This window comes from Microbacterium sp. M (assembly GCF_045181065.1).
GTDB lineage: Bacteria > Actinomycetota > Actinomycetes > Actinomycetales > Microbacteriaceae > Microbacterium.
Genome location: NZ_CP173721.1, coordinates 2277212 through 2303907 on the forward strand (window position 1 = coordinate 2277212; position 26696 = coordinate 2303907).

Here is a 26696-nt window from a genome sequence, read left to right on the forward strand (position 1 = left end):
TCGTGGACGGCGGCGTCCCGACGAGCACATTGTCCGTCGGGACGCCCGTCTTGCTTACGACAGTACCAGCAGGCCGTTCGTCTGCTTGCGGGCGACGTCGAGGCGCTGCGCCACGTTCTCCCAGTTGGCGATGTTCCAGGCGGCCTTCACGTAGTCCGCCTTGACGTTGAGGTAGTCGAGGTAGAAGGCGTGCTCCCACATGTCCAGCTGGAACAGCGGGACGGTGCCCTGAGCGGTGTTGCCCTGCTGATCGAACAGCTGCTGGATGATCAGGCGCTCTGCGATCGAGTCCCAGCTGAGGACCGCCCAGCCCGACCCCTGGATGCCCATGGCCGTAGCGGCGAAGTGCGCCTGGAACTTCTCGAACGAGCCGAAGAACTCGTCGATGGCCGCCTTGAGCTCGCCCTCGGGCTGTCCGCCGCCGTTCGGGGAGAGGTTGGTCCAGAAGATGGAGTGGTTGACGTGGCCACCCAGGTGGAACGCGAGATCCTTCTCGAGGCGGTTCACGTTGGCGAAGTTGCCGGTCTCGCGGGCCTCGGCGAGACCCTCGAGTGCGGCGTTCGCACCGGCGACGTACGCCGCGTGGTGCTTGTCATGGTGCAGTTCCATGATCTTGCCGCTGATGTGCGGCTCGAGTGCCGCGAAGTCGTACGGAAGGTCGGGGAGCGTGTAGGTCGCCATGTCGATTTCATCCAATCCGCGCCGCGCCGCGGCGCTTTCCGGTCCTCCGTGACGCCGAAATGCGGCACGGAGCAGACGATTTCCATCCTACTGACGACAACGCCGCCGGGGAGGCGTTCCTTCCTCAGATGACGAAGAAATCCCTAGACATCGAGCCCGGCCGGAACCGCGGCTTCGGTCCCGGGGATGCCCTCGACCTGGGCGCGCTTGTCCGCCATCGCGAGGAGGCGACGGATGCGTCCGGCAACGGCATCCTTGGTCAGCGGCGGATCGGCGTGATGGCCGAGCTCATCCAGACTGGCGTCGCGGTGCGACAGGCGCAGCTCTCCGGCGACTTTGAGGTGGTCGGGAACTTCCTCCCCGAGGATCTCCAGCGCACGCTCGACACGAGCGCAGGCGGCGACGGCGGCCTGCGCGGATCGGCGGAGGTTGGCGTCGTCGAAGTTGACGAGACGGTTGACGCCGGCTCGCACCTCGCGGCGCTGACGCATCTCCTCCCACGCGGCGGCCGTGCCGGCAGCGCCCATCTGCGTGAGGACGGATCGGATGGCCTCGCCCTCGCGGACGACGACGCGCGGCATCCCGCGGACCTCACGCGCCTTGGCTGCGACGCCGAGTCGGTGCGCCGCGCCCACGAGCGCCATGGCGGCCTCGGACGACGGGCACGCCACTTCGAGCATGGCGGAGCGGCCGGGCTCGGACAGGGAACCGGCGGCGAGGAACGCACCGCGCCAGAGGCCGGCGATCTCCTCGCGCGACCCGGTGGTCAGGCGGTTGGGAAGGCCGCGCACAGGGCGGCGACGCTGGTCGAGGAGTCCGGTCTGACGGGCGAGGGTCTCCCCTGCGCCGATCACGCGTACGGCCCAGCGGGCGCCGTCGCTCGAACTCGACGACTGCACCTGGGCGATCTCGGGGCGCACACCGTAGATTTCAGCGAGGTCCCTGGCGACGCGACGCGCCAGCAGCTCGGCATCCACCTCGGCTTCGACGGCCACCCGGCCGGCGATCGAATGCAGACCGCCGGCGAACCGGAGGATCGCAGTGACTTCCGCGACGCGCACCGTGGGCGGCGCGTTCCGGATGCTGACCAGCTCAGCCTTGACGTCGGTGGTTAGTGCCACGACACTCCTTCTTGCTCTTCGCGCCGGATCGCGGCGCGAAGGACTAGCCTACTCGGCTCCGCCGGTCTCTACTCGCGGCCGAGGTCACGGTGGCGCACGTTGACGGCCACCCCCGGCATCTGCGAGAGCCGCTTCGCGAGCTCCTCCGACATCGCCACGGAGCGGTGCCTGCCTCCGGTGCAGCCGATCGCAACCGTGGAGTGGCTCTTGTTCTCGCGCTGATAGCCCTCGAGCACCGGCACCAGTGCCTTCGCGTACGCATCGAGGAACTCCTGCGCGCCTTCGCGCGAGAGGACATAGTCGCGCACCGCCTCGTCCTGACCGGTGAGACCGCGCAGCTCGTCGTTCCAGAACGGGTTCGGCAGGAACCGCATGTCGGCGACGAGGTCGACATCGGTCGGCAGTCCGTACTTGAACCCGAAGCTCAGCAGCGTGAGGCGATGCCGAGCAGCGCCCTCCTCCGAGAAGAGCTCGTTGGTCTTCGTGGCGAGCTGGTGGATGTTGAGGCTCGACGTGTCGATCACGATGTCGGCGGCTTCGCGCACCATCGTGAGCCGGGCGCGTTCCAGGCGGATGCCGTCGAGCAGCGTCCCGTCCTCCTGGAGCGGATGCGGGCGACGCACCGCCTCGAAACGACGGACCAGCACGTCGTCCGATGCATCGAGGAACAGCACCTGCACGGAGCCGCGCGAGCGCAGCGCCCTCGTCACATCAGGCAGATCGTCGAGAAGATTGCGCCCCCGGACGTCGACGACCGCGGCCACCTTGGGCAGCGCCCCACCACCGAGATCCGTCAGATCCAGCAGCGGACGCAGCATCTGCGGAGGCAGATTGTCGACGACGTACCAGCCCAGGTCCTCGAGTGCATTCCCGACCGTCGTGCGCCCAGCGCCGGACATGCCGGTGACGATGAGGAACTTGCCCTCGTCCTCGCCTGTCATCGGTTCTCCCTCCCCGTCGTCCAACCCTATCGACTGGAGAGGTGCGAATGGATCCCCTGGGCGAGGGAGGGCCCGATGCCCTGCACCTCCTGGATCTCGGCCGGGCTGGCCGCGCGAAGGCGCGAAACGGAGCCGAAGTGCTTGAGCAGGATCTTGATCCGGGAGGCACCGAGGCCGGGGACCTCGGCGAGGACCGTCGAGATGTCACGCTTGCGGCGTCGGCGCTGGTGCGAGATCGCGAACCGATGCGCCTCATCGCGCAGGCGCTGGAGCAGGTACAGCGCCTCGCTCGTGCGCGGGAGGATCACCGGGAAATCGTCGCCCGGGAGCCAGATCTCCTCCAGCCGCTTCGCGATTCCGCACAGGGCGATCTCGGGGTGTCCTGCGTCGCGCAGCGCTCGGGCGGCTGCCGCGACCTGCGGCTGACCGCCGTCGACGAGCAGCAGCTGCGGCGGGTAGGCGAATCGAGGGCGACTGCGCGTCGTGGTGACCTCGCCGTCCGCGAGCGGGTCGACGGGAGCCGCCTCCTCCTCCGGCGCGTCCAGGTACGCCAGGCGCCGACGCAGCACCTGGTACATCGAATCCGTGTCGTCGGTCGTCTCGGCGATGTTGAACGAACGGTACTGGTCCTTCCGCGGCAGGCCGTCCTCGAAGACGACCATCGACGCCACGACGTTCGTGCCCTGCAGGTGCGAGATGTCGTAGCACTCGATGCGCAGCGGCGCCTCGTCGAGCCCCAGAGCCTCCTGCAGATCCGTGAGCGCCTGCGTCCTGGCGACGTAGTCGCTGGTGCGCTTGGTCTTGTGACGGATCAGCGCCTGCTGCGCGTTGAGCGTCGCGGTGCGCATGAGCTCTGCGCGCTGCCCGCGCTGCGCGACCGCGATCTCGACCTTGCGCGCACGGCGCCCGCGCAGCCATACCTCGAGTTCGGCGGCGTCGTCGGGAAGGGTCGGGACGAGGATGCGACGGGGGATCTCACCGTCGGCCGCCTCGCCGTACACGCGCTGCAGCACCTGATCGACGAGATCGCCGGAGGAGACGTCGAGCTCCTTCTCGATCGTCGACGCCCGCACACCGCGCACGCGCCCGCCGCGGATCACGAAGTGCTGCACCGCAGCGGAGAGCTCGTCCTCGGCGATCCCGAACAGGTCGGCGTCCTCATCGGCCGGGAGCACGAGAGCGCTCTTGCCGAGAACGGCATCGATCGCGGAGAGCTTGTCACGGTACTTCGCCGCGGCCTCGTAGTTCATGGCCGCGGATGCCTCGCGCATGCGTCGCGTCAGCTCACGCGTGAAGCGCTCATCGCCGCCCGCCATGAAAGCCATGAAATCATCGACCATGGCACGGTGCTCCTCGACCGTGCAGGTCATCGAGCAGGGGCCGCCGCACTTGCCGATCTGGCCCGGGAAGCACGGCCGTCCGGTCTGCATCGCCCGCTTGTAACTGGCGTCGCTGCACGTGCGGATCGGGAACGCCTTGACCATGAGGTCGATCGTCTCGTGCACCGCCCAGACCTTGGGGTACGGACCGAAGTACCGCGCCCCCGGGATCTTCCGGTTGCGCGTCACGATGACCCGCGGCGCCTCATCCGCCAGCGTGATCGCCATGAACGGGTACGACTTGTCGTCCTTGTAGCGCACGTTGAACGGCGGATCGAACTCCTTGATCCACATGTACTCGAGCTGGAGGGAATCCACGTCGGTTGGAACGACCGTCCATTCGACGGACGCCGCGGTCGTCACCATCCGTCGCGTGCGCTCGTGCAGGGTGCGCAGCGGGGCGAAGTAGTTCGAGAGCCGCTGGCGCAGGTTCTTCGCCTTGCCGACGTAGAGCACGCGTCCCTGGGCGTCGCGGAAACGATAGACGCCAGGGTCGGTCGGGATCTCCCCCTGCTTGGGCTTGTACGGCAGCACGTCCGCCATCAGCCGGCCTTCCGCGCCTGGCGCCCTCCACCGAGGATCTCGGCGAGGAACTGCCCGGTGTGGCTGTCCTCGATGGCCGCGATGTGCTCCGGTGTGCCGGTCGCCAGGATCTCCCCGCCGCCCGAGCCGCCTTCCGGTCCGAGATCGATCACCCAGTCCGCGGACTTGATGACGTCGAGGTTGTGCTCGATGACGATCACGGTGTTGCCCTTGTCGACCAGGCCGTTCAGGACCTCGAGGAGCTTGCGGACGTCCTCGAAATGCAGACCGGTGGTCGGCTCGTCGAGCACGTAGATGCTGCGCCCGTTGCTGCGACGCTGGAGCTCGGTCGCGAGCTTGACGCGCTGCGCCTCTCCGCCGGAGAGCGTGGTCGCCGACTGGCCGAGTCGCACGTAGCCCAGGCCGACGTCGACGAGGGTCTTCATGTAGCGATGGATCGCCTGGATCGGCTCGAAGAACTCGGCCGCCTCTTCGATCGGCATCTCGAGGACCTCGGCGATGTTCTTGCCCTTGTAGTGCACGGCGAGCGTGTCGCGGTTGTACCGCTTGCCGTGGCATACCTCGCAGTCGACGTACACGTCAGGGAGGAAGTTCATCTCGATCTTGATCGTGCCGTCGCCGGAGCAGGCCTCGCAGCGACCGCCCTTGACGTTGAAGCTGAATCGACCCGGCTGGTAACCCCGGACCTTCGCCTCCGGCGTCTCGCTGAAGAGCGTGCGGATGCGATCGAAGACGCCCGTGTACGTGGCCGGGTTGGATCGCGGCGTGCGTCCGATCGGCGCCTGGTCGACGTGGATGACCTTGTCGAGGTTGTCCAGCCCCGTCACTCGGGTGTGCTTGCCCGCCAGGGATCGCGCACCGTTGAGCTTGGAGGCCAGCACCCGGTACAGGATGTCGTTGACCAGCGACGACTTGCCCGAACCGCTCACTCCCGTCACGGCCGTCAGCACACCGAGCGGGAACTCGACGTCGACGTTCTTGAGATTGTTCTCGCGGGCGCCGACGACCTTGAGCATACGGCGCTTGTCGAGCTTGCGCCGCTTGTGCGGGGTCGGGATCTCCCGTCGCCCGGCGAGGTAGTCGCCCGTCATCGAGTTCTTCTCGCCGAGCAGCGCCGCGTACGGCCCCGAGTGCACGACGTCGCCGCCGTTGACGCCGGCGCCGGGGCCGATGTCGACGACCCAGTCGGATGCCTGGATCGTCTCCTCGTCGTGCTCGACGACGATGAGCGTGTTGCCGAGGTCGCGCAGCGTGAGCAGTGTCTCGATGAGACGCCTGTTGTCGCGCTGGTGCAGGCCGATCGACGGCTCGTCCAGCACGTACAGCACGCCGGTCAGGCCCGATCCGATCTGCGTCGCGAGACGGATGCGCTGCGCTTCGCCGCCGGACAGGGAACCCGCGGAGCGGCTCAGGTTCAGGTACGCCAGGCCCACCTGCAGCAGGAAGTCCAGACGCAGACGGATCTCGCGCAGCACCTGCGCGGCGATCTTCGCCTCGCGATCGGTCAGCGTCAGCTGCTCCATGAAGGAACGGGCCTCGGCGAGGCTGAGGTGCGAGACCTCGGCGATCGAGTGGCCGTGCACCTTGACCGCGAGAACCTCGGGCTTGAGCCGGTTGCCGTCGCAGACCGGGCACGGCACCTCGCGCAGGTACTCGCCCCAGCGTGCGCGCTGGGTGTCGCTCTCGGCCTGGGCGTACTGCCGTTCGATGTACGGCACGACGCCCTCGAACCCGGACGCGTAGCGCATCTCGCGGCCGTAGCGGTTCTTCCACTTCACGGTGACCTTGTAGTTGTCGCCGCGCAGGATGGCGTCCTGCACATCGACGCGCAGGTCGCGCCACGGGGTGTCGAGATCGAAGTTCAGGTCACGGGCGAGTCCTTCGAGGAGTCGCTCGTAGTACTGGAACAGTCCCTTGCCCTGGGTCGTCCACGGAATGATCGCGCCCTCGCGGATGGAGAGCTGCTCGTCTCCGAGCATGAGGTCGACGTCCACGGACATGCTCGTACCCAGTCCCGAGCACGACGGGCAGGCGCCGAACGGGGCGTTGAACGAGAACGTGCGGGGTTCGATCTCGGTGAGGGTGATGGAGTGCCCGTTGGGGCAGGCCAGCTTCTCTGAGAAGGACTGCCACGCGGCATCCCCCTCTTCCTCGACGAAGTTGATCTGCATCACGCCGCCGGCGAGGCCGAGCGCGGTCTCGACCGAGTCGGTGATGCGTCCGAGGATGTCATCCGAGGCGACCAGACGGTCGACGACCACGGCGATGTCGTGCTTGTAGCTCTTCTTGAGCGTGGGCGGCTCGGCGAGCTGGATGAGGTCGCCGTCGACGATCGCGCGGGAGTACCCCTTGGCGCCGAGCTCGCGGAACAGGTCGACGAACTCGCCCTTCTTCTGCGACACCACCGGGGCGACGATCTGGTAGCGGGTGCGCGCGGGGAGCTCCATGAGCTGATCGGCGATCTGCTGCACGGTCTGGCGCTGGATGCGCTCACCGCACTCGGGGCAGTGCGGAATGCCGATGCGCGCCCAGAGCAGACGCATGTAGTCGTAGATCTCGGTGATCGTTCCGACCGTGGAGCGCGGGTTGCGGTTGGTCGACTTCTGATCGATCGACACCGCGGGGCTCAGCCCCTCGATGAAGTCCACGTCCGGACGGTCCACCTGTCCGAGGAACTGGCGCGCGTAGGCGCTCAGCGACTCGACGTAGCGACGCTGGCCTTCGGCGAAGATCGTGTCGAACGCGAGGCTGGACTTGCCGGAGCCGGACAGGCCGGTGAAGACGACCAGCGAGTCGCGCGGGATGTCGAGGTCGACGTTTTTGAGGTTGTGCACGCGGGCACCGCGAACACTGAGTTTTCCTGGGCTGGAGACGGGGACGATGGGCACCGAACAAGTCTACGAGGGGCCACGGACATTGGGCCCGATAGCCCTCTCAGGGTCGGTGCACGGGCGAGATTCTCAGCGCCGCACGTGGCGCAGGAGCAGGACGGCGACGCCCACGACCGCCGCCGCGCCGATCGGCGCCAGCCACGCGATGCCCGTCGCATCGGCTGATGGCAGCAGCACGGCCGTGATCGCGCCGAACTGGGCGATCGGCTGAACGCCGATGAAGCGCATCGCCGTCGGCCGCAGCGCCTGCAGCGCGACCCGCGAGCGGGCCGGCATCGTGAGGCTCAGCGTCGCCAGCACGTGGCCGAGGTGCACGACGAACACGGCCAGGCACGTGCGCCAGAGGTCGGCGGGCTGCGTGATGAGCGCGAACGGCACGATCACCATCGCGAACCACGCCGCGCCCGTCTGCGGCAGCGCTGCCCCGACGAGGACGAGGAGGAGGGCGATGATCTGCCACACGATCCCCGGCTCCAGCATCCAGGCGCCGCCGGCCACCACGCCGATGAGCGCGATCCGCATGAGCCAGCCGGGGACGGAGGCGCCGATGTCCAGGGTGTCGTCGCTCATCGGACGCCCCCTGTCCTCGATCGGGCGAGCGCGCCGATGACACCCGATGCCCCGGCATCCCACCGCACGATCTCGACCCCCGCCGAGGTGAGGTCGTGGAACATGTCGTCGCGTTCGGCGAGAACGATGCGCAGGGCGAGGCTCTGTTCTGCCGACAGCCGTGAGCTGTCCAGCTCCGGCAGCGTGTCGACGGCAAGCACGCGATGTCCGGACGCCCGCCACATCAGCGCGACCTCGGCTGCCGCTCCGTCGAAGAACGTCGACAGCACGGCGATGACGGATCCGTGCGGCACCGGCGGCGTACGCCGATAGCGGCTGTCGTCTCCGGCCTGTCCAGTGGCGGCGATCTCCGCCACGACCCGCGCGAGGTGTCTGGCACCCGTCCCGCTGCGCAGCGAGCGCCCGCCGTGCACGAGCACGTGGTAGGCCACCCGATCCCCCGCCGACACCGCGGCTGCGGCCAGCGAGCGCGCAGCCTCGCGCGCGATGTCGAGCGATGTGGTTCCGCTGCGCACGAGGTCGCCGCTGCCCCATGTGGCGACGACTTCGCCGAGATCGTCCGCGGCGTCCACGGCGATCACGACCGACGCATCGCTGAGCGAGTTCGTCCTGCGGACGAACAGCTCGCCCGGGCGACGTGCGGCGCGCGCCGTGGCACGCCAGTCGACGCGCCGCAGCTCGTCGCCCGGTGCGAACGGGTGGACATCGCGGAAGTCGCCGCCCTGCCCCGCCCTGGATCCCTCGTGCGCACCGTGCAGCCCGGTCAGCCGCGGAGCCAGCGGAAGCGCCGGCAGGTCTCTGGATGCCGGAGCCACAGCGCGGCGCTGCACGACGACTCCGAGCTCGCCTCCCGTGAGCGCGCCGTCGGCGCCCAGGCTGCGTCCACTGATGCGGAGTGCGTCGATCGGCCCCGAGTGCCGACTGCGGCTGTGTGCGCGGATCGTCGAGCGCCCCGGTACCAGCAGACGACGCCTGCGCCGCGCCGACTGCACGACGAGCAGCTCTGCGACCTCGGCATCCGTGTCGACCGTGATGACGTCGTCCAGCGCCGCGACGGCTGGTGCATCCGTCGCCGCCTGTACGGTGATCGCGCCGTCCTCGCGCGCGGCGGGACGGAGGCGCTCGGCATCCGCCGCCAGCAGCGACCAGATCGCCAGCGGCACGGCAAGCGCGACGACGTCCGGGCGGGACAGGGCGAGCCCGGTCCCGGCGAGCACCACCGACGCGCCGATCCCGATCAGCAGCGCAGGCGTACGGGACCAGCGGCGCGAGGAGGTGCGCTCCCAGGTCACCGTGCGGCGCCGACCGTCGGCGGAACGGCGACCTCGGAGAGCACCCCCGTCACGATCCTCGCCGGCTCGATGCCCTGCGCCCACGCCTGCGGGGTGAGCGTGAGCCGATGCGCGAGAACCGGAACCGCGATGCGCTTGATGTCGTCGGGGCGCACGTAGTCGCGCCCGTCGAGAGCCGCCAGTGCGCGCCCGAGCAGCAGCAGGGACTGCGACCCGCGCGGTGATGCCCCGACCGCGACGTTCGGCGCCGCGCGCGTCGCGCGGGCCAGATCGACGCAGTACCGGGCGACATCCGGATCGACGTGGATGGCCTCCACGGCTGCCTGCACCTCGCGCAGCTGCGCCGCATCGATCACGGCATCGACGTTCGTCTCCTCGGTCTGACGTCGCACCCGCCCGAGCAGGATCTCGGTCTCGCCGTCCGGTTCCGGGTATCCGACGGACAGACGCACCATGAAGCGATCGAGCTGCGCCTCCGGCAGGGCGTACGTGCCCTCGTACTCGATCGGGTTGGCGGTGGCGATGACGTGGAACGGACGCGCCAAGGGGTAGCTGTTCCCCTCCACCGTCACCTGCCGCTCGGCCATCGCCTCGAGCATCGCCGACTGCGTCTTCGGCGTCGTCCGGTTGATCTCGTCCGCGAGCAGCAGACCGGTGAAGATCGGGCCCGGACGGAAGACGAAGTCGCCGGTGTCCGGCGCGTAGACGTACGAGCCGGTGACGTCGCCGGGGAGCATGTCCGGCGTGCACTGCAGACGCCGGAAGTCGAGCCCGAGGGCCGCGGCCAGGCTGCGCGCCGCGAGGGTCTTGCCGAGCCCTGGGACGTCTTCGAAGAGAACGTGCCCTCCGGCGAGGATCGTCGCGAGCGCGATCTCGAGAGTGTCGTCCATCCCGACGACGACCGTGCGGACGGCGTCGAGGACGCGACGCCCGGTGTCGGCGATCTCGGTGGTGTTCGTCATGTGCGCTCCTGCTTCCTGGTCGGCGATCGCGTGGTCTGTTCGTCGGAGCCGTCGGATGCCGCTGCCAGTCGGTCCGCGGCATCCAGAGCGTTTCTGATGTCGATGTTCTGCACCTGGCGTCCGTTGAGCCGCTGCCACAGGCCGACGCCGAGAACCGCGTCCATCCGGCTCCGCTGGGCCGGGTCGTCGGGGTCGATGCCGCGCCGTGCGAGCCGACGGCGCAGTAGAGCACGCACCCGCCTGCTGACGATCTCGCCCGCCACGCCCGTGCGCGGGTTGAACGCCCAGGCAAGACGGGAGATCTCCGAACCGCGGGTCGCCGGTGCCGGCTCCTCGCGCGGTCCGTCCTCGACGACGGCCTCGGATCCGCGCAGCGCGGCCAGCAGCACCACTGTGCCCGCGAGCACACCACCGCTCAACGCGAAAACGGGCTCCAGGCCGAAGAGCATGAGCCCGACGGTGGCGGCGATCAGCACGACCACGGCCACGATCCCCCGTCCGAGCGTCATCGCCAGCCCTCCTGGATGGCCGTCAGCGTCTGACGCGCTTCGACCCGATCCGCTTCATCCGCCTCGTGCCCCGCGAATCGAACACGTTCGTACAGCCGCAGCAGGATCGCCGCATCGTCGGCCACGGCCGACCGGTGCGTGATGACCCGCAGCGTGAACTCGGCGGGCGTCTCCGTGCGCCCCCGGGTGATACCGGCCTCTGCAGCGCTCTCCTCCAGCCCCACCCACGCCGCGATGATGGCGTTCGACGGTGCGGTGTGCTCGTCGATGACGCGCAGCGCGGCCTCGATTCCGCGGCGTATCGTCGGTGCCGCCGTCTCGGGATTCGGTTCGGGCGACACGGCGAAGCTCTCGTCGCCGGCCTGATCGACCTCGCGGGGTGGGATGCGCGCGGCCCACGCCCTCAGCAGAGCTCGGATCGCGAGGAACAGCAGCAGGGCTCCGACGATTCCGCTGATGACCATGAGGATGATCGATACGACGGTCGCCGCCGTCTCGTTCATCGGGACCGCCGTCTGCGTGGGCAGCGGCATCGGAGTCTGCGTCGGATCGTCCGCCATCGTGGGCAGCGGTACGGGCGCCGATTCGAAGTCCGGAGGCTCGAAACGGGCCGGCCCCTGCAGCGAAGCAGCCGCCATCACCACCAGCAGCAGTGCCGCCACGGCTCCGACCCAGAGCAGACGCCTCATGCGAGCTCGGGGCGTGGACGGCGGCGATGCATCCCTCCACACTAGGAGAAGGCGAGGAGTGCAGACCGCACTGTGGACGGATCGGATGCCGCGGCGCCGATCGGATCGTTATGCACGCCGTCCTGCGAACGGTTGCAGCGCATCGCGCAGCGCGGAGATCTGCGCGACATCCATCCCCACCGCCGCCATGACCTGCGGCGGGACGTCGAGTGCCCGTTCACGCAGGCTCAGACCGGCATCCGTGAGGTCGATGTCCAGTCGACGCTCGTCCCCGGCGCTGCGGTTGCGGATGACCAGCCCGTCGGCCTCCAGTCGTTTGACCAGCGGCGATGCCGTAGCAGGATCGAGTGCGAGGTCCGCGGCCAGATCGTTCAGCGTGCGGGGCGACCGCTCCCAGAGCGCGAGCATGACCAGATACTGCGGATGCGTGAGCCCCAGCGGTTCCAGGATCGGCCGGTAGATCGCGACGACGTTGCGCGCGGCGGTGACCAGCGCGAAGCACAGCTGGTTGTCAAGTGCGAGGAGATCATCGGCGTCGGACACGCATCCGATTATACGAGTGCACGAATGCTTAGTACACTAAGGAACATGGCAAAGGATCAGGATCGCGCTCCGCTTCGCACCCGCATCCGCGAGGCCGGCGGGCTGTACGCGTGGGTGAACACGAACCTCATCCGCTTCGCCGGTCCTGCCTCCGTCGGCCCGTATGAGTCGACGCCGCCGCCCAGCGCGGCCGAACGCGCCGAGCGCGCGTGCCCGTTGTGCGGCGCGCCGATGACGCAGCATGAGATCGATCGATCAGGACCGAAGCCGCTGATGCACTGCCCGTAGACGGCCGCGCACCGCGACGACCCCTGCGTCCTCTCCCCCGGTCAGGCGTGCCCGGCGTTCTCCATCGCGCGCAGTTCTTTCTTCAAGTCCTGAACCTCGTCGCGCAGACGCCCCGCGAGCTCGAACTTCAGCTCTTCGGCTGCGGCCAGCATCTGGTTCGACAGATCCTCGATCATGGCCTCGAGCTGTTCCGCTCCCTCGGCGGCGATGCCCACGCGCCGCAGATTCGGCGTCGGCGACTTGCCTCTGCCGTTCTTGCCGGCCTTGTTGCGGCTGGACCGCATGTCGGCGGTGTCGGCCGCCTCACGCGCCAGCACTTCGGTGATGTCGGCGATGCGCTTGCGCAGCGGCTGCGGATCGATGCCGTTCGCGGTGTTGTACGCGACCTGCTTCTCACGCCGCCGGTCTGTCTCGTCGATCGCCTTCGCCATCGAGTCCGTGATGCGATCGGCGTACATGTGCACCTGGCCGGACACGTTTCGCGCCGCGCGTCCGATCGTCTGGATCAACGACGTCCCGGAGCGCAGGAAGCCTTCCTTGTCGGCATCCAGGATCGCCACGAGCGAGACCTCCGGAAGGTCGAGCCCCTCGCGGAGAAGGTTGATGCCGACCAGCACGTCGTACACCCCTGAACGCAGCTCGCTGAGAAGCTCCACGCGCCGCAACGTGTCGACGTCGGAGTGCAGGTAGCGCACGCGCACGCCGTGTTCGCCGAGGAAGTCGGTGAGCTCTTCGGCCATCTTCTTCGTGAGCGTCGTCACGAGCACTCGCTCGTCGCGCTCGACCCGCACTCTGATCTCCTCGAGGAGATCATCGATCTGCCCCTTGGACGGCTTGACGACGATCTCGGGGTCGATGAGGCCGGTCGGCCGGATGATCTGCTCGACGATGCCGTCGGCGATGCCCATCTCGTATTTGCCCGGCGTCGCCGACAGGTACACGGTCTGGCCGATCCTGTTCTTGAACTCGTCCCAGCGCAGCGGCCGATTGTCCATCGCGCTGGGCAGACGGAATCCGTGCTCGACGAGAGTGCGCTTGCGCGAGGCGTCGCCCTCGTACATCGCCCCGATCTGCGGCACGGTGACGTGCGACTCGTCGATCACCAGCAGGAAGTCGTCGGGGAAGAAGTCCAGCAGCGTGTGCGGCGGCTCTCCTGGTTCGCGCCCATCCATGTGGCGCGAGTAGTTCTCGATGCCCGAGCAGAACCCGAGCTGCTGGAGCATCTCCAGATCGAAAGTCGTGCGCATCCGCAGCCGCTGCGCCTCGAGCAGCTTGCCCTGCCTCTCGAACTCGGCCAGTCGTGCTTCCAGCTCCTTCTCGATCGTCCCGATCGAGCGCTGGATCACATCGGTGCCGGCGACGTAGTGGGATGCCGGGAAGATCGGCACCGAATCGAGCCGCTCGATCACGTCGCCGGTGAGCGGGTGCAGGGAGTACAGGCCCTCGATCTCATCGCCGAAGAGCTCGATGCGGATCGCGTGCTCTTCGTACACCGGGATGATCTCGATCGTGTCCCCTCGCACGCGGAAGTTGCCGCGCGAGAAGTCCACGTCGTTGCGGTTGTACTGCATGGCGATGAACTGGCGGATCAGCGCATCGCGGTCGTAGCGCTCGCCCACCTGCAGCGCCACCATCGCACGCAGGTACTCCTCGGGCGCGCCGAGGCCGTAGATGCACGAGACCGTCGACACCACGACGACGTCACGACGCGACAGCAGCGAATTCGTCGTGGAGTGCCGCAACCGCTCGACCTCGGCGTTGATCGACGAGTCCTTCTCGATGAAGGTGTCCGTCTGCGGGACGTAGGCCTCCGGCTGGTAGTAGTCGTAGTACGAGACGAAGTACTCGACCGCGTTGTTCGGCATCAGGTCGCGGAACTCGTTGGCCAACTGGGCGGCGAGAGTCTTGTTGTGCGAGAGGACGAGCGTCGGGCGCTGCACCTGCTCGATGAGCCAGGCGGTCGTCGCCGACTTTCCGGTGCCCGTCGCGCCGAGCAGCACGACGTCGGTCTCGCCGGCGTTGATGCGCGCCGCGAGATCGGCGATCGCCTGCGGCTGGTCGCCGGCCGGAACGTATTCGCTGACGACCTCGAAAGGACGGACGCTGCGCGTGGGTTGCATGTCTCCAGCGTAGGACGCCCCTCCGACATCGTGGGCGGCCGAGCGCATCCGCGCACCCGGACGATGTCCGGACCGCGTCCTAGAGTGGAGCCGTGATCGAATTCCTGATCGGCTCCAGCCTTGCGGCATCGGCAGGTCTGAACGCCTGGATGCCGCTCTTCCTGCTGGGCTTGGCGGATCGCTTCCTCCCCGCGGTCGAGCTGCCAGCAGGATGGGCGTGGCTGTCGGGCGACATCACGCTGTGGATCCTCGGGGCTCTGCTCCTCCTCGAGATCGTCGCCGACAAGATCCCTGCACTCGACTCGATCAACGATGTGGTCCAGAGCGTGCTGCGCCCGGCATCCGGCGGCATCGTGTTCGGCGCAGGAGCGAGCGCTCAGACCGTCGCGGTGGACGACCCTTCGGTCTTCTTCAGCGAGCACACCTGGGTCCCGATCATCTCGGGCGTGGTGATCGCCCTCATCGTGCACGCGACCAAGGCCACCGTGCGCATCGCCGCCAACACCATGACCGGCGGGCTCGCAGCGCCCGTGCTGAGCACGGCGGAGGACGGCGCGTCGTTCGCACTGGCCGTTCTCGCGATCGTCGTCCCGATCATCGCGGCGCTCGTGCTGATCGGGCTGATCGTGATGGTCGTGCTGTTTTTCCGACGACGCCGTCGACGGAAGCAGGCGCAGGCCGTCAGCGCAGCGCCCGCGGCTCCGGCCGCCTGAGCGTCAGGCGGATCGCAGTCGCGCCCACAGCGCGTCGACCTGCTCGCGCGTGCGCTCCCAGGTGGACGCCGTGTCGATGACGACGTCCGCGATCGCAAGCCGCTGATCATCGGACACCTGCGCGTCGATGCGCGCCTGCGCCGCCTCCGCGGTCATCCCTCTGAACTCGACCAGCCGGGAGAGCCGCACCTCGGCGGGCGCATGAGCGACGACGATGAGATCCCACGGGTCATCGACGCGCGCCTCCACGAGCAGCGGTACGTCGTAAACGACGACGGCCTCAGGATCCGCCGTGAGCGCGGCATCGAACCGGCGCTGCGATTCGGCCCGCACCGCGGGGTGCACGATGGCGTTGAGCCGCGCGAGCGCTTCCGGGTCACCGAAGACCCGTGCGCCGAGGGCCGCCCTGTCCAGCGAACCGTCCGACGAGACGACCGTCTCACCGAATTCCCTGGCGATCTCGCGCAGAACGGGTGAGCCGACCGACTGAACCTCCCTGACGATCCGATCCGCATCGACGACGACCGCGCCGTGCTCGGCGAGCCGTCCGGCGATCGTCGACTTTCCGGAGGCGATCCCTCCGGTGAGCGCGATGAGAGGCATGCGTCCCATCCTGACATGCGCTCGCGACTCCGAGTGCGGGGACGCCGACGACTTCCACCGCGGTCCTCATTTCGTAAGGAGCCGCGAGATCCGCCCGTAACATGCGGCGCCTAGACTGACCACAGCGCACGGACGGCGCGACGACAGGAGCCCCCGGTGAGCAGAACGGCACGCGTCATCACGGTCTCCGACCGCGCCGCCGCGGGCGTTCGGGAGGATCTGTCCGGTCCGACCGGCGCCGAACTGCTCACGAACGCCGGGTGGGAAGCACCCGTCGTGATCGTTCCGGATGAGCGCACTCTGATCGAGTCGGCCGTGCGCGCCGCCGTCGCCGACGGAGCCCGCCTGGTCGTCACCACGGGCGGCACAGGTATCGGCCCGCGAGACGTCACCCCCGAGGCGACGCTGCCCCTCCTCGACCCCGTCATCCCCGGGATCGCCGAGGAACTGCGGCGCATCGGCGCTGTGAAGGTGCCCGCCGCTCTGCTGTCGCGCGGTGTCGCCGGCATCCACGACGGTGCACTCGTCGTCAACCTGGCAGGCTCCCCCGGCGCCGTCCGCGACGGCATCCCGGTGATCCTCGGCCTCGTCGATCACGTGCTCTCCCAGCACGCGGGCGGCGATCACGCATGATCGTGCTCACCGCGATCTCAGACGAGGACCTCGACGCCACGGATCACCTCGACGCCGTCGCCCACGACGCCGCCGGTGCGACCGCACTGTTCGTCGGAACCGTCCGCGATCACGACCCCGGCGCGACCGGCGAGGTGACGAGGCTGGAGTACAGCGCCCACCCGGATGCCGCGGACGCGTTGCGCGCACTCGTCGAATCCGTCGACACCGAGGACCTGCGCATCGCCATCACGCACCGCGTCGGTGCGCTCAGCGTCGGCGAGATCGCGATCGTCTGCGCGGTCTCGAGCGCGCACCGTGACGAAGCGTTCGACGTCTCCCGTGCGCTGGTCGAGAAGGTCAAGGCGGAGCTTCCGGTGTGGAAGCGTCAGGTCACCGTCGACGGCACGACGAATTGGGTGGGACTGTGACGGCGTTCGACGGCCCTCTGGTCGACCGATTCGGCCGCGTGCACCGGGATCTGCGGATCTCGCTGACCGACCGCTGCAACCTTCGCTGCACGTACTGCATGCCGGCCGACGGCGTCCCCTGGCTGGCCAAGCAGAATATCCTCTCCACCGACGAGATCGAACGCGTCGCCGGCATCCTCGCCCGCCTCGGCATCGTCGAGGTGCGCCTCACCGGCGGCGAGCCGCTGCTGCGCCCCGACCTCGTCGAGGTCGTCCGCCGTCTCGCGCTCATCGAGGGCGAGAACGGACCGCTGCAGGTCTCCCTCACGACCAACGGGATCCGCCTCGAGCGCGTCATCGACGATCTCGTCGCCGCCGGGCTCGAACGGCTCAACATCAGCATCGACACCGTGCGGCCTGACCGGTTCTCGGAGCTCACACGACGTGACAGGTTCGAGGACGTCGTGCGCGGCATCCGCGCGGCCCAGGCCAGCCCGCTTCGACCGCTCAAGCTCAACACCGTGGCGATGCGCGACGTCAACGATGACGAGTTCTGCGACCTGCTGCGCTTCGCGCAGGAGCACGACGCCGAACTCCGCTTCATCGAGCAGATGCCTTTGGATGCCGGACACACCTGGTCGCGGCAGACCATGGTCCCCTCGGAAGAGATCCTGGAGAAGCTGTCCGCGCAGTTCACGCTGACCCCGGTCGGCAACCGCGGGTCGAGTCCTGCCGAGATCTACACGGTCGACGGCGGCCAGACGACCGTCGGCGTGATCGCCTCGGTCTCGGCCCCGTTCTGCGGCTCGTGCGACCGCGTGCGCATCACCGCCGACGGCCAGGTGCGCAACTGCCTGTTCGCGCGCGAGGAGTCCGATCTCACCGGTCTGCTGCGCGGCGGCGCCGACGACGAGGCCATCGCACGGATGCTGCGGCAGAACATCGAGGGAAAGCGCGCCGGCCACGGCATCGACGACCCCGGGTTCCTGCAGCCGCAGCGCCCGATGTCCGCCATCGGCGGCTGAGCTCCGGGTCACGGCGCGGCCGGCAGCGGTCAGAGCGCTCGACTCACCCGCCGGCGAACGGCGGCAGAACGTCGACCGTGGCCGCCGACGTGAGCACATGATCGTCGCCGACCGCGGCACCGTCCACCCGGATGGCGCACCGATCGAGCACCTTCGAGAAGCCCGCCCCGTGCTCCTGGCGGAGCGCCGACAGCAGGTCTCCGAGCGTACCGGACGCCGCAGCCTCCTGCTCGTCGCGCCCCGCCGCCTCCGCGGCGGCGGCGAAGAAGCGGACCTTCACGCCTGATCCGCGATCCGCGCTCGGACAGCGGCGACGGCCTGGTCGAACGGCAGCCCTCGTGCGACAGCGAGACCGATCAGGTAGGTCGTGATCGGACCTGCCGGACGCGTCACCCCGTGCGCGACCTCCCGCGTCACGTCCAGCAGTTCCGTGACGGGGACTTCATCCTGCACGCCCAGCGCTGCGGCCAGCCCGGTCGTCCAGTCCTCGAAATCCTGCGATGCATCCGTCATGCCGTCTCCTTTCGTCCTGCGCTGAAACCGCCTCGCGCCGCGGTGGCCGCCGCGCGGTAGTCCGACACATCGTCCCACGTGTCGAGATCGATCGAGACACCGTTGGCATCCGAGATCTCGTGCACGCGCAGCGATGCGGTGAGCCGCCGCATCGCGATGCCGTCGGTCACCGCCAGCGCACCGACCGCTCGACGCAGGGCCCCGACGCGGTAGCGCCCGGCGAGCGGCTGGCTGCGACCGTCGGCGTCGCGGAGCACGATGGCATCCGCGTCGTCGGGCATGATCGCACCCTCCAGTGCGTCGACGACTCCGGAGGCGCGCGGCAGATCGCACGCCAGCACCCACGTCTGGGTCGCATCATCCGCAAGCTCGGACAGCGCGGCGGCGATCGCCGCCACCGGTCCGCCGAAGGGCGGCTCCTCGCGAACCATGCGCACTCCGTGCCTGGCGAGATGGTCCGGCCCGACGACGACGACCGGATCGCACGCGGCGACGGCGGCGAGTACGCCGTCGATCAGCATCCGGCCGTCGATCGTGACCTGCGCCTTGTCCGCACCGCCCAGCCGCGTCGCCCGCCCACCGGCGAGGACGATGGCCGCTCGGCGCGGGAACGGGGTCACCGCACCCACTCCCCGCTCTTCCCGCCGGTCTTGCGCACGAGGCGCACGTTCTCGATCTCGACGGTCTTGTCCATTCCCTTGACCATGTCGATCACGGTGAGCGCGGCGATGCTGACGGCTGTGAGCGCCTCCATCTCGACACCGGTGCGGTCGGCTGTGCGCACGGTCGCGGTGACCTCCACGCCGGAATCGACGACGTCGAGCTCCACTGTCGCACCGTGCACGCCGATGATGTGCGCGAGCGGGATCAGTTCCGCCGTCCGCTTCGCCCCCTGGATGCCGGCGATGCGCGCCACCGCGAGCACATCTCCCTTGGGCGTCGAGCCGTCGCGGAGAGCGGCGACGACGTGCGCCGGGCAGCGGACCAGGCCTGTGGCCGTCGCGCTGCGGATCGTCGGCTGCTTCTCGGTGACATCGACCATTCGGGCGTGCCCTTGGTCGTCCAGATGCGTGAAGCTCACGAATTCTCCCTCTCGGTCAAGACCAGCATCACATCGACGAGGTCTCCGGTCTCGACCCGCTCGGTCTCGGCCGGCACGATGGCGAAGTCGGTCGCCCGCGCGAGCGAGGCGACCAGGTGCGATCCGCTGCCGCCTGCGGATGCCGGGACGACCGCACCGCCCTCGATCACGACCGGCAGCACCTGAGTGCGCCCCGGTGGGCACCGCCACCCCTGCCCTGCGGGCATCGTCGCTCGTGGACGGTCCAGATCCACGCGCGCGGCGAGCGACCGCACGGCAGGTCGCACGAACATCTCGAACGACACCGCGACGCTGACCGGATTGCCCGGAAGGCAGAACAGCAGCGTCCCGTCCGGCGCGACGCCGAAACCCTGAGGCTTGCCCGGCTGCATCGCCACGGAATCGAAGCGCACCGGCCCTCGCCCGGGTCCTGAGGCGTCGAGCACGGCTTTGACGACGTCGAACGCCCCGACGCTCGCGCCGCCGGAAAGCACCACGAGATCGGCGTCGATCGCCGCGAGCTCCGCACGCAGGGTGGCCACCTCGTCCGCGACGGTGCCGATGTGGACGACGACGGCACCGGCATCCCGCAGCGCCGCGGCGATCAGCAGGGAGTTGGATTCGGGGATCTGTCCGCGTCGCGGTTCGGTGTCGGCGCCCACCAGCTCGGAGCCCGTGGAGATCACGGCCGCTCGGGGCGCGGGATGCGCCTGGACACGGGCGTGTCCGGCCGAGGCGATCGTGGCGAGCTGCCACGGCCCGAGCACCGCACCGGCATCGACGACGACGGTGCCCGCCGCGGCATCCTCACCGCGCCGGCGGATGTGCGCAGCCGGCGCCGGTGCGCGCGTGACCGTGATGCGGTCGGGCGGGACGGCACCCGTGAACACGCCGAGATCGGTGTGCTCGACGGGGACGACGGCATCGGCATCCGTCGGCAGCGCCGCACCCGTCATGATCCGCACGGCCTCGCCGGGTCCGAAGCGCGGATCCTCCCCCGAGCCCGCCGGGATGTCGCCGACGACGCGCAGCTCGGCGCCCTCCACGGCATCGGCGGCGCGTACGGCGTACCCGTCCATGGCGGAGTTGTCGAACAGCGGAACGGGCCAGCGGGTCGACACCGGGGCGGCCAGGACCAGTCCGCGCGCAGTCTCGAGAGCATGTTCGCGCGGCGGCAGAGGTGTCACAGATGCGAGGATGCGCTCGCGATGCTCGTCGATCGAGATCATGCGTGGTCCGCCGATGCACCGGCGGACCACGCCTGGTACCCGCCGTCGAGCAGCAGGATCTCGGCATCCGGTGCGACCGCGCGCAGCGCCGATGCCGCGGCCCTGGCGCGCGGACCGATCTGGCAGAACACCACGACGGGCCGGTCGACGACGACGATCGACGGGTCGGCTCGAAGGCGTCCCAGCGGAATCGACACCGCTCCAGGGATGCTTCCAGCGCGGAACTCGTCGTCCTCGCGCACGTCGAGCAGGAGCAGGTCGTCGAGTCGGTCGAGATCCTCCGGTGCGATCGTGCGCGCGACCGCGCGCGGCGCGTGCGCCGTCACGGATGCGGGAGCCGTCACGGATGCCGGGACGAGCGGCACCTCCCGCGTGCGAGCCGAGAGTGCATCGATCACCAGCATCCGCCCCACGATCGGGTCGCCGATGCCGCAGATGAGCTTGACGGCCTCTGCCGCGAGGAGCGCACCGACCTGACCGCATAGAGCGCCGAGCACTCCGGCATCCGCACAGGTGGGGACGTCTTCAGCCGGCGGCGCCGTCGGGAACACATCGCGGAGGCGCACCGGCTCCCCGTGGGGCGGGCGCGACCAGAACACGGTCGCCTGGGCGTCGAAACGCAGCACGGATCCCCAGACGAGCGGCACACCGAGGGCATCGCAGGCGTCCGCGACCGCGTAACGCGTGTCGAACGTGTCGCTGCCGTCGATCACGAGGTCGAACCCGGCCAGAATCCGTTCGGCGTTGCCGGCGGTGAGCCGCTCGTGCTCCCTGACGACCGTCGTGTGAGGCGACAGGGCGCGGATGCGCTCGGAGGCGACGTGCCCCTTCAACCGGCCGACGTCGGCGACGCCGAACAGCACCTGACGCTGCAGGTTCGAAGTGTCGACGACGTCGTCGTCGACGATGCAGATCGTGCCGATCCCCGCAGATGCGAGGTACAGCAGGGTCGGTGACCCCAGGCCGCCTGCGCCGATCACGCAGACCCGAGCGGCGGACAGCCGGCGCTGGCCGTCCTCGCCGATCTCGGGCAGCCGGATCTGCCGCGCTGCGCGCTCGGATTCGCCGTCCGGCAACGCGGATGCCGGGGCGACGAGCGGGGGGAAGGGCATATCTCCCACGGTACCGCGCCGCCCGGATGCCCACCTCTCCGGTATCCGTGAGGATGACGCCCGATGACCAGGCGCGGGCCATTCTTACGATCCGCGGATGCGGACGCTCTCCGTCGATGGAAGCGCATCTGCGGTCCTATGATGACATTCATGACCATGTTCCGGATCCGCGAGGCCGCTCGGCTGCTCTCCGTCAGTGACGACACCGTCCGCCGCTGGATCGACAGCGGTCAGCTCGCCGCCGGCCGGGACGAGTCAGGACGCCGCGTCGTGGCCGGTACCGATCTCGCCGCGCACCTCACGCGCTCGCGAAGCGATCACGGCGATCCGCTCGAACGCGCATCGAGCGCTCGCAACCGGTTCGTGGGGATCGTCACGCACGTCGTCTCGGACACGGTCATGTCGCAGGTCGAGATGCAGTGCGGCCCTCACCGCGTCGTCTCGCTGATGTCCACCGAGGCCGTGCGCGAGCTCGGCCTCGAGGTCGGCAGCCTGGCCACGGCGATCGTGAAGGCAACCACCGTGATCGTCGAGACGCCGCCCTCGCCGGAGACCTCGCGGTGAGGCGCACCGTCGTCCCGTTCGCGATCGCCGCCGTCGTCGTCGCGCTGGCCGGGTGCTCCGGTACGGCAGCCGATCAGGCGACGTCGCAGGATCCGCCCTTGATCGTCTTCGCCGCGGCTTCCCTTCACGGCGCCTTCGATGACCTGGCGGACGCGTTCACGGCCGAGCATCCATCCTCTGCCGTCGCCCCGGTGCGCTACGACGGATCCCAGGCGCTCGCGGCGCAGGTCATCGACGGAGCCGACGTGGATGTGATCGCCTTCGCGAACGAGAAGAGCCTCGCGCCCGTCGTCGAAGCCGGACGCGCCGCCGACGGAGAGATCTTCGCAACGAACACCCTGCGCATCGCGGTGGCGTCGGGGAATCCGCATCGGATCGCCGACCTCGACGATCTGGCCGACCCCTCGCTCGCCGTCGTCCTGTGCTCCCCCGAGGTCCCGTGCGGTTCGGCGGCGCAGAAGCTGCTCGAGCGTGCTGATGTGTCCGTCACCCCCGTGAGCGAGGAGACGAACGTCACGTCCGTCCTCACGCGCGTCGCCGACGGCGAAGCGGATGCCGGGCTCGTGTACGCCACGGATATCGCCGCCTCGGCCCCGGACGTGGACGGCATCGTCCCAACGGGTGCGGATGCCGTCGTCAATCGCTACCCCATCGCGGTCGCCGAATCGGCGCCGTCGCCTGAGATCGCGCGCGCCTTCGTCGATTTCGTGCTGTCGGACGCGGGCCAGAGCATCCTGGCCGCGCACGGGTTCGAGAGCCCATGACGATTCCTCGAGGGCTGTACGTCCCGGCGGTCGCCGCGATCGCCCTGCTGATCCTGCCGATCGTGGGTCTGATGTCCCGCGTGCGCTGGGAACGGCTGGGGCAGGATCTGTTCTCCCCGGCGGCGCTGAACGCCCTGGGGCTCTCGTTGTCCACGGCCGCCTGCGCCACTGTGCTGTGCCTGCTGCTGGGCGGTCCCCTCGCGATCGTCATCGCCAGGGCGCCTCGGCGCACTGCAGCGGTGCTGCGCACGATCGTGCTGGTGCCGCTGGTGCTGCCGCCCATGGTCGGGGGGCTCGCCCTGCTGGCTCTGCTCGGGCGCAGCGGGCTGGTGGGCAGGCCGCTGTTCGAATCCACCGGCTTCAGCCTGCCCTATACGACGGCGGCGGTCGTCCTGGCGCAGGCGTTCGTCGCGCTGCCGTTCCTCGTAATCGCCGTCGAGGGCGCGTTGCGCACGTCGGGGATCGGCCACGAGCAGGTGGCGGCGACACTCGGCGCCGGTCGTTGGCGCGTGCTCCTGCGCGTCACTCTCCCGCTCGTGCTCCCAGGCCTGGTGGCCGGAACCGTGCTGTGCTTCGCGCGGGCGCTCGGCGAGTTCGGCGCGACGGCGCTGTTCGCCGGCAACGCCGAAGGCGTCACGCGAACGATGCCGCTGGCCATCTACACCGCGTTCAACGGCGTCGGCGTCACGCAGGATTCAGCGGTGGCGTTGTCGTTGCTGCTGCTGGTGAGCGCCGCGGTGATCGTGAGCGGCCTGCGCTCGTGGCGAGAGGATGCCGTGCGATGACGGCGATCCCCACGGGCGCGCTGAGAGCGGACCTGACGGTCGACCGACCAGGATTCCGCACGACCGCGTCGATCGACCTCGACGCAGGCGGGCGACTGGCGGTGCTCGGCCCGAACGGATCGGGGAAGTCGACGCTGCTGGGGGCGATCGCAGGGCTCGTCCCGATCTCCCACGGCTCCGTCGTACTCGATGGCGGCGTGGTCGAACGCGCGGGTGGCGTGCGGATGCGCCCGGCCGAGCGACGCATCGGGCTCCTGGATCAGAAGCCCCGGCTGTTTCCGCATCTGAGCGTCGGGCAGAACATCGCGTTCGGTCCGCGGGCTCGCGGTGCGGGACGAGCCGAGGCGCGCGCGATCGCAGATCACTGGCTGAAGAGACTCGGGCTGACTGACCGCTCGGCTGCCGCGCCGCACGAGCTCTCCGGCGGACAGCAGCAGCGCGTCGCGATCGCCCGTGCGTTCGCCGCCGAACCGCGGCTCCTGCTTCTCGACGAGCCCTTCGCCGCGCTGGATGCCGAGAGCTCTCCGCTGGTCAGGCGTCTGCTCTCTGACGAGCTGGCACGCACCGGGACCGCCGCTGTGCTCGTCACGCATGACCTCGCGGACGCCTGGCAGCTGGCGGAGGACTGTCTCGTGCTGCACCACGGGCTTGTGGTCGAGCGGGGCTCTCCTGCCGAACTCGCGGCTGTCCCCCGGCATCCGTTCACGGCACGCCTGGCCGGCTTCGCCGTCGTCGAGGGATGCTGGACAGGCGCTGCACTCGACATCGGCGACGGCATCCGACTTCCAGGGCGAGCCGAGGGCGAGCTGCTCCCCGGCGATGCGGCCTTCGCCGTGATCGCCCCGCAGGAGGTCGGTCTGCACGCGCCGGACGATGCGTCTGGGGTCGGCGTGACGGCGCAGCTGGCCTCCGTGTCCTCTCAGGCCGGTTCCCTGCGGTTGGAGCATCGCTCCGGCCTCGCCGCCGTGGTGCCGGTGAGCGCGTTCCGTGGGCGAGCGCTCCCCCGCATCGGTGAGATGGAGCGGTTCGAGGTGGCTGCCGTCACGGCGAGGCGCGCCACGAGCCGATGAGGCACGCGGATACGCGGAACGGGCCGCCGCCCGAAGGCGACGACCCGTTCCGTTGAAGCAATGCTTACGCGTTGCCGCCCGAGAGCTTCTCGCGCAGAGCCGCGAGAGCCTCGTCGTCAGCAAGCGTTCCGGCACCGGAGTCGCTCGTGAACGACTGCGCAGCGGCGAAGTCGTCGCCAGCGGCGGCCTCGGCCTCGGCTGCCTTGGCAACCGCGACCTTGTGAGCCTCCCAGCGAGTCTGGGCTGCAGCGTACTCCTGCTCCCATGCCTCGCGGGCTGCGTCGAAGCCTTCCTTCCACGCACCGGTCTCGGGGTCGAAGCCCTCCGGGTACTTGTACTCGCCGTTCTCGTCGTACTCGGCGAGCATGCCGTACAGAGCCGGGTCGAACTCGGTGCCGAACGGGTCGACGGATTCGTTGGCCTGCTTCAGCGACAGCGAGATGCGGCGACGCTCGAGGTCGATGTCGATGACCTTGACGAAGACCTCTTCGCCGACGGACACGACCTGCTCGGCCAGCTCGACGTGCTTGCTGGAGAGCTCGGAGATGTGCACGAGGCCCTCGATGCCGTCTGCGACGCGGACGAACGCACCGAACGGAACGAGCTTGGTGACCTTACCCGGTGCGATCTGTCCGATCGCGTGGGTGCGGGCGAAGACCTGCCACGGGTCCTCCTGCGTCGCCTTCAGCGACAGGGAGACGCGCTCGCGGTCGAGGTCCACCTCGAGGATCTCGACGGTGACCTCCTGGCCGACCTCGACGACCTCGGAGGCGTGCTCGATGTGCTTCCAGGACAGTTCGGAGACGTGCACGAGGCCGTCGACGCCACCCAGGTCGACGAACGCACCGAAGTTGACGATCGAGGACACGACACCCTTGCGAACCTGACCCTTGTGCAGGTTGTTGAGGAAGGTCGTGCGCGACTCGGACTGCGTCTGCTCGAGCAGAGCGCGACGCGAGAGAACCACGTTGTTGCGGTTCTTGTCGAGCTCGAGGATCTTCGCTTCGATCTCCTGGCCGAGGTACGGCGTGAGGTCGCGGACGCGACGCAGCTCGATCAGCGATGCCGGCAGGAAGCCGCGGAGGCCGATGTCGACGATGAGGCCACCCTTGACGACCTCGATGACGGTGCCGGTGACGACGCCGTCGTTCTCCTTGATCTTCTCGACGTCTCCCCAGGCGCGCTCGTACTGCGCACGCTTCTTGGAAAGGATCAGTCGACCTTCCTTGTCCTCCTTCTGGAGGACGAGGGCCTCGACCAGGTCGCCGACAGCGACGACCTCGTTGGGGTCGACGTCGTGCTTGATGGAAAGTTCGCGCGAGGGGATGACACCCTCGGTCTTGTAACCGACGTCCAGCAGAACCTCGTCGCGGTCGATCTTGACGATCGTGCCCTCGATGATGTCGCCGTCGTTGAAGAACTTCAGGGTCTTCTCGACCGCGGCCAGGAAGTCCTCGGCAGATCCGATGTCGTTGATCGCGACCTGCTTGGTGGCCGGGGCGGTCGTTGCGGTAGTCATGTAGTGGGTTGTCCTTGTTGAATGGGTGCTCGGGCTTCCGGCCCACGTGCGCACACGCGTCTGATGGCTGGAAAGCGGATGGATTTTGGAGTACTGCCACGAAGGCACGCGCCAGCGCGCCACAAGTGACACTCCAGATTACCAGGTTTGCAGGCAGATGTCGCCTG

At 69.1% G+C, this 26696-nt stretch carries 29 protein-coding genes; 9 read left to right on the top strand and 20 right to left on the bottom strand.

What is annotated here, in order from left to right; genetic code table 11:
- Nucleotides 1-54 precede the first annotated feature (54 nt).
- The 11 genes from ACI7YT_RS11065 to ACI7YT_RS11115 all read right to left on the bottom strand — a co-directional run bounded on the left by ACI7YT_RS11065 (nucleotide 55) and on the right by ACI7YT_RS11115 (nucleotide 12121).
- Complete coding sequence (locus ACI7YT_RS11065) at nucleotides 55-681, bottom strand: superoxide dismutase (RefSeq protein WP_406245580.1); 627 nt, start codon at nucleotides 679-681, stop codon at nucleotides 55-57.
- A 143-nt stretch (nucleotides 682-824) separates the two neighbouring features.
- Complete coding sequence (whiA, locus tag ACI7YT_RS11070; protein WP_406245581.1) at nucleotides 825-1802, bottom strand: DNA-binding protein WhiA; 978 nt, start codon at nucleotides 1800-1802, stop codon at nucleotides 825-827.
- 68 nt (nucleotides 1803-1870) lie between these two features.
- Complete coding sequence (gene rapZ / locus ACI7YT_RS11075) at nucleotides 1871-2743, bottom strand: RNase adapter RapZ (protein ID WP_406245582.1); 873 nt, start codon at nucleotides 2741-2743, stop codon at nucleotides 1871-1873.
- A gap of 26 nt (nucleotides 2744-2769) precedes the next feature.
- Complete coding sequence (gene uvrC / locus ACI7YT_RS11080) at nucleotides 2770-4665, bottom strand: excinuclease ABC subunit UvrC (protein ID WP_406245583.1); 1896 nt, start codon at nucleotides 4663-4665, stop codon at nucleotides 2770-2772.
- Nucleotides 4665-7553 (bottom strand): excinuclease ABC subunit UvrA, encoded by a 2889-nt coding sequence (uvrA, locus tag ACI7YT_RS11085; RefSeq protein WP_406245584.1) that lies wholly within the window; start codon nucleotides 7551-7553, stop codon nucleotides 4665-4667. The genes uvrC and uvrA overlap by 1 nt, the downstream gene beginning before the upstream one ends.
- Before the next feature lie 72 nt (nucleotides 7554-7625).
- Nucleotides 7626-8126, bottom strand: a complete 501-nt coding sequence (locus tag ACI7YT_RS11090) for a hypothetical protein (RefSeq protein ID WP_406245585.1) — start codon at nucleotides 8124-8126, stop codon at nucleotides 7626-7628.
- Nucleotides 8123-9418 carry a DUF58 domain-containing protein gene (locus ACI7YT_RS11095; protein WP_406245586.1) on the bottom strand — a complete coding sequence of 432 codons (1296 nt, stop codon included), beginning with the start codon at nucleotides 9416-9418 and terminating at the stop codon, nucleotides 8123-8125. Before ACI7YT_RS11095 ends, ACI7YT_RS11090 begins: the two co-directional genes overlap by 4 nt.
- The gene (locus ACI7YT_RS11100; protein ID WP_406245587.1) at nucleotides 9415-10380 is read right to left on the bottom strand and encodes an AAA family ATPase; all 966 of its coding nucleotides are present in this window, start codon (nucleotides 10378-10380) and stop codon (nucleotides 9415-9417) included. Before ACI7YT_RS11100 ends, ACI7YT_RS11095 begins: the two co-directional genes overlap by 4 nt.
- Nucleotides 10377-10889, bottom strand: a complete 513-nt coding sequence (locus tag ACI7YT_RS11105) for a hypothetical protein (RefSeq protein ID WP_406245588.1) — start codon at nucleotides 10887-10889, stop codon at nucleotides 10377-10379. The genes ACI7YT_RS11100 and ACI7YT_RS11105 overlap by 4 nt, the downstream gene beginning before the upstream one ends.
- Nucleotides 10886-11578 carry a DUF4129 domain-containing protein gene (locus ACI7YT_RS11110; RefSeq protein ID WP_406245589.1) on the bottom strand — a complete coding sequence of 231 codons (693 nt, stop codon included), beginning with the start codon at nucleotides 11576-11578 and terminating at the stop codon, nucleotides 10886-10888. Before ACI7YT_RS11110 ends, ACI7YT_RS11105 begins: the two co-directional genes overlap by 4 nt.
- A gap of 108 nt (nucleotides 11579-11686) precedes the next feature.
- The gene (locus ACI7YT_RS11115) at nucleotides 11687-12121 is read right to left on the bottom strand and encodes a MarR family winged helix-turn-helix transcriptional regulator (protein WP_406245590.1); all 435 of its coding nucleotides are present in this window, start codon (nucleotides 12119-12121) and stop codon (nucleotides 11687-11689) included.
- 45 nt (nucleotides 12122-12166) lie between these two features.
- Here ACI7YT_RS11115 and ACI7YT_RS11120 point away from each other — a divergent pair, with 45 nt between their 5' ends.
- A complete protein-coding gene (locus tag ACI7YT_RS11120; protein ID WP_406245591.1) occupies nucleotides 12167-12409 on the top strand; it encodes a hypothetical protein in 243 nt (80 codons plus the stop codon).
- Between the two features lie 41 nt (nucleotides 12410-12450).
- On the opposite strand, the gene uvrB is transcribed toward ACI7YT_RS11120, so the two are convergent.
- Nucleotides 12451-14529, bottom strand: a complete 2079-nt coding sequence (uvrB, locus tag ACI7YT_RS11125; protein WP_406245592.1) for an excinuclease ABC subunit UvrB — start codon at nucleotides 14527-14529, stop codon at nucleotides 12451-12453.
- A 92-nt stretch (nucleotides 14530-14621) separates the two neighbouring features.
- On the opposite strand from uvrB, the gene ACI7YT_RS11130 reads away from it, so the two are divergent.
- Nucleotides 14622-15242, top strand: a complete 621-nt coding sequence (locus ACI7YT_RS11130; protein ID WP_406245593.1) for a DUF4126 domain-containing protein — start codon at nucleotides 14622-14624, stop codon at nucleotides 15240-15242.
- Nucleotides 15243-15245: 3 nt separating this feature from the next.
- On the opposite strand, the gene coaE is transcribed toward ACI7YT_RS11130, so the two are convergent.
- On the bottom strand, nucleotides 15246-15845 hold the full coding sequence (coaE, locus tag ACI7YT_RS11135; protein ID WP_406245594.1) for a dephospho-CoA kinase: 600 nt from the start codon (nucleotides 15843-15845) through the stop codon (nucleotides 15246-15248).
- A gap of 156 nt (nucleotides 15846-16001) precedes the next feature.
- On the opposite strand from coaE, the gene ACI7YT_RS11140 reads away from it, so the two are divergent.
- The 3 genes from ACI7YT_RS11140 to moaA are packed head-to-tail and all read left to right on the top strand — an operon-like array spanning nucleotide 16002 to nucleotide 17892.
- Nucleotides 16002-16478: a molybdenum cofactor biosynthesis protein B gene (locus ACI7YT_RS11140; protein WP_406245595.1), complete on the top strand. Its 477-nt coding sequence runs from the start codon at nucleotides 16002-16004 to the stop codon at nucleotides 16476-16478.
- Nucleotides 16475-16888 (top strand): molybdenum cofactor biosynthesis protein MoaE, encoded by a 414-nt coding sequence (locus ACI7YT_RS11145; RefSeq protein ID WP_406245596.1) that lies wholly within the window; start codon nucleotides 16475-16477, stop codon nucleotides 16886-16888. Before ACI7YT_RS11140 ends, ACI7YT_RS11145 begins: the two co-directional genes overlap by 4 nt.
- Nucleotides 16885-17892, top strand: coding sequence for a GTP 3',8-cyclase MoaA (moaA, locus tag ACI7YT_RS11150; RefSeq protein WP_406245597.1), 1008 nt, complete (start codon nucleotides 16885-16887; stop codon nucleotides 17890-17892). The genes ACI7YT_RS11145 and moaA overlap by 4 nt, the downstream gene beginning before the upstream one ends.
- Before the next feature lie 43 nt (nucleotides 17893-17935).
- Here moaA and ACI7YT_RS11155 read toward each other — a convergent pair whose 3' ends face one another.
- Genes ACI7YT_RS11155 through ACI7YT_RS11180 form a run of 6 tightly spaced genes read right to left on the bottom strand, consistent with a single transcriptional unit; the run spans nucleotide 17936 to nucleotide 21827 of the window.
- Complete coding sequence (locus ACI7YT_RS11155) at nucleotides 17936-18172, bottom strand: MoaD/ThiS family protein (RefSeq protein ID WP_406245598.1); 237 nt, start codon at nucleotides 18170-18172, stop codon at nucleotides 17936-17938.
- On the bottom strand, nucleotides 18169-18405 hold the full coding sequence (locus tag ACI7YT_RS11160) for a DUF6457 domain-containing protein (protein ID WP_406245599.1): 237 nt from the start codon (nucleotides 18403-18405) through the stop codon (nucleotides 18169-18171). Before ACI7YT_RS11160 ends, ACI7YT_RS11155 begins: the two co-directional genes overlap by 4 nt.
- Nucleotides 18402-19025: a molybdenum cofactor guanylyltransferase gene (locus ACI7YT_RS11165; protein WP_406245600.1), complete on the bottom strand. Its 624-nt coding sequence runs from the start codon at nucleotides 19023-19025 to the stop codon at nucleotides 18402-18404. Before ACI7YT_RS11165 ends, ACI7YT_RS11160 begins: the two co-directional genes overlap by 4 nt.
- The gene (gene moaC / locus ACI7YT_RS11170; protein WP_406245601.1) at nucleotides 19022-19486 is read right to left on the bottom strand and encodes a cyclic pyranopterin monophosphate synthase MoaC; all 465 of its coding nucleotides are present in this window, start codon (nucleotides 19484-19486) and stop codon (nucleotides 19022-19024) included. The genes ACI7YT_RS11165 and moaC overlap by 4 nt, the downstream gene beginning before the upstream one ends.
- A complete protein-coding gene (gene glp / locus ACI7YT_RS11175) occupies nucleotides 19483-20715 on the bottom strand; it encodes a gephyrin-like molybdotransferase Glp (RefSeq protein ID WP_406245602.1) in 1233 nt (410 codons plus the stop codon). The genes moaC and glp overlap by 4 nt, the downstream gene beginning before the upstream one ends.
- Nucleotides 20712-21827 carry a HesA/MoeB/ThiF family protein gene (locus ACI7YT_RS11180; RefSeq protein ID WP_406245603.1) on the bottom strand — a complete coding sequence of 372 codons (1116 nt, stop codon included), beginning with the start codon at nucleotides 21825-21827 and terminating at the stop codon, nucleotides 20712-20714. Before ACI7YT_RS11180 ends, glp begins: the two co-directional genes overlap by 4 nt.
- Before the next feature lie 150 nt (nucleotides 21828-21977).
- Here ACI7YT_RS11180 and ACI7YT_RS11185 point away from each other — a divergent pair, with 150 nt between their 5' ends.
- The 4 genes from ACI7YT_RS11185 to ACI7YT_RS11200 are packed head-to-tail and all read left to right on the top strand — an operon-like array spanning nucleotide 21978 to nucleotide 25010.
- Nucleotides 21978-22391 carry a molybdopterin-binding protein gene (locus tag ACI7YT_RS11185; protein WP_406245604.1) on the top strand — a complete coding sequence of 138 codons (414 nt, stop codon included), beginning with the start codon at nucleotides 21978-21980 and terminating at the stop codon, nucleotides 22389-22391.
- Complete coding sequence (modA, locus tag ACI7YT_RS11190; RefSeq protein WP_406245605.1) at nucleotides 22388-23155, top strand: molybdate ABC transporter substrate-binding protein; 768 nt, start codon at nucleotides 22388-22390, stop codon at nucleotides 23153-23155. Before ACI7YT_RS11185 ends, modA begins: the two co-directional genes overlap by 4 nt.
- Complete coding sequence (gene modB / locus ACI7YT_RS11195) at nucleotides 23152-23940, top strand: molybdate ABC transporter permease subunit (RefSeq protein ID WP_406245606.1); 789 nt, start codon at nucleotides 23152-23154, stop codon at nucleotides 23938-23940. Before modA ends, modB begins: the two co-directional genes overlap by 4 nt.
- Complete coding sequence (locus ACI7YT_RS11200; RefSeq protein WP_406245607.1) at nucleotides 23937-25010, top strand: sulfate/molybdate ABC transporter ATP-binding protein; 1074 nt, start codon at nucleotides 23937-23939, stop codon at nucleotides 25008-25010. Before modB ends, ACI7YT_RS11200 begins: the two co-directional genes overlap by 4 nt.
- Nucleotides 25011-25074: 64 nt before the next feature.
- Here the strand turns inward: ACI7YT_RS11200 and rpsA are convergent, their stop codons facing one another.
- A complete protein-coding gene (gene rpsA, locus ACI7YT_RS11205) occupies nucleotides 25075-26529 on the bottom strand; it encodes a 30S ribosomal protein S1 (RefSeq protein ID WP_406245608.1) in 1455 nt (484 codons plus the stop codon).
- Nucleotides 26530-26696 lie beyond the last annotated feature (167 nt).